Origin of the sequence: Acinetobacter johnsonii, from assembly GCF_048551975.1 — a bacterium.
Classification (GTDB): domain Bacteria; phylum Pseudomonadota; class Gammaproteobacteria; order Pseudomonadales; family Moraxellaceae; genus Acinetobacter; species Acinetobacter johnsonii_A.
This window is the reverse complement of the sequence record NZ_JBIMCF010000065.1, coordinates 1-2,074: the sequence shown is the minus strand read 5'-3', so window position 1 is coordinate 2,074 and position 2,074 is coordinate 1. Positions and strand designations below refer to the sequence as shown.

2 protein-coding genes are annotated in these 2,074 nt (G+C 34.2%); both read left to right on the top strand.

Features of this window, described 5'->3' with window-relative positions:
* Positions 1-42 precede the first annotated feature (42 nt).
* The gene (locus ACG9ZB_RS16625; protein WP_100358295.1) at positions 43-297 is read left to right on the top strand and encodes a hypothetical protein; all 255 of its coding nucleotides are present in this window, start codon (positions 43-45) and stop codon (positions 295-297) included.
* Between the two features lie 730 nt (positions 298-1,027).
* Positions 1,028-1,981 carry a replication initiation protein RepM gene (repM, locus tag ACG9ZB_RS16620; protein ID WP_419326794.1) on the top strand — a complete coding sequence of 318 codons (954 nt, stop codon included), beginning with the start codon at positions 1,028-1,030 and terminating at the stop codon, positions 1,979-1,981.
* Positions 1,982-2,074 lie beyond the last annotated feature (93 nt).

Here is a 2,074-nt window from a genome sequence, read left to right as displayed (position 1 = left end):
TTAAGTGCTAAAATCTAATTAATTTTTAAGGTTAAACATTTTATGAATAGAGAAAAACTTTTCGGTATTGATCATAAAAAACAATGGGTTTTTATTTTTTTATTAGAAAATAATGATAAAAAATTATCATTATTTATTGAATATACGAATGAAGAAAATTTGGAATTGGCAAAACAAGATTTAGCGTTATATGGAATGTTTTGGGATACAGGTTCAATTGTTGAATCAATTATTAATTCATTTGATATTAATCCATCAAAAAAATTAGGTCTAAAAACATGGTATGAACAGGTTTAAAAAATCTGTCACGTGGCAATCACGGGTAAGATTTGCTTGAAAGCCTTGCTATGACTATATTTCAAAAAGCGTCACTACTGATAGTGACGCTTTTTTTTGTTTTTCAAAGAAAGTAATTAGCGAGTGTCTACGAGCGACACAATGAAAGTTCGATTATTCCCCCCTCTGAAAAACCGCTTTTAAAAATATTGGCTGTTAGATGGTTTTTACTATCGTGAGTTTTTGCTTTTAAAAAAACACGAGCGAAGCGAGTTCATAGTTGCTTTTGGGGGTTTCGGGGGGCTTGCCCCCTGAACAAGATCACGGAGTGGGAATTTATCACGGTAGTGAAAAAGTACCCTCTGTGTATCCTTGCTTTATGCTTTTTAAAATCTGCTTTTTTCTGCCTTTTCTCCGTCATTTGCTAAAAATTGCCCCTGACGTAACTAAGTGAAGTCAAAAAAGTTTGAGCTTTAGCGAAAACCAAGGGCAATTTTCGTGATGAAAATGGGCTTTTAATGTTTTTAAATGCTTTTAAATGCTTTTAGACATGCTGAAACATAAGCCTAGCAATGCATACAGAGGACATATAGCAACGTTTAGTTACCCATATAGCAACGTTTAGTTACCCATATAGCAACGTTTAGTTACCCATATAGCAACGTTTAGTTACCTTTAAGCAACAAGCATATTTTTGTTGTTTAAACAATTTATATTAATCTGTTGTTAAATAATATTTAGTTACCCAACTATGAGCAAAGATTTAGTCGTAAAAACAAACCGTTTGAATCAGGCATTTCAGATGCTTACGCTTGCTGAATTGCACATTGTTCAATTAGCTATAGTCGATGCACGAGAAACAGGAACAGGGCTTTCCACAAATCAACCATTACGCATTGATGCTATGCGTTATGCCGAAGTTTTTAACACAACACGGCAAAATGCTTATCAACGCATGAAAAGCGCTGAAGATACCTTGTTTAATCGTAGGTTTAGTTATTTTGATTCTGAAGGAAAATTAGTCAAAAGTAGATGGATACAACAAGTCAGGTATCTTGATGATGAGGGAGCTATAGAACTTGTTTTTACATTGGCTGTTGTAGATGGAATAAGTCGTATTGATGGTGCAACAGAGTTTTTTACTCAATACTTACTTGGTCAAACAGCTAACTTAACAAGTGTATATTCAGCAAGATTGTATGAGTTATTGATTCAATGGAAGAGCATTGGAAAAACACCTATTTTGGAGCTAACTAATTTTAGAGAACAACTTGGAATTGGTCTTGATGAGTATTCAAGGATAGAAGCTTTCAAACGCAGGGTATTAGATATTGCACTTAAAGAAATTAACGAGCACACAGACATCACAGCGACCTATGAACAGCACAAAAAAGGGCGAGTGATTACAGGATTCTCATTCAAGTTTAAGCAGAAGAAGCCCAAACAAGCTGAAATTACCACAGAAACGCCCAAAACAGCCACGAATGACCTAGACACGATAACCCCCCTTACAGAGCCTCAGATCGCAAAATACAGTATGATTCTGTGCAAATTAGGCAGTATTTCAGACTTGAGTAACTTTCCAGACTATCCAACCTTTGCAAATTGGATTGGTAATATCCTAAGAAATCCCGAAAAAGCAGATAAACAAATCGTAAAACGGATTTTCACAGCACTAGAAACAGAAACTGACTACAGCAATTAAGTGCTAAAATCTAATTAATTTTTAAGGTTAAACATTTTATGAATAGAGAAAAACTTTTCGGTATTGATCATAAAAAACAATGGGTTTTTATTT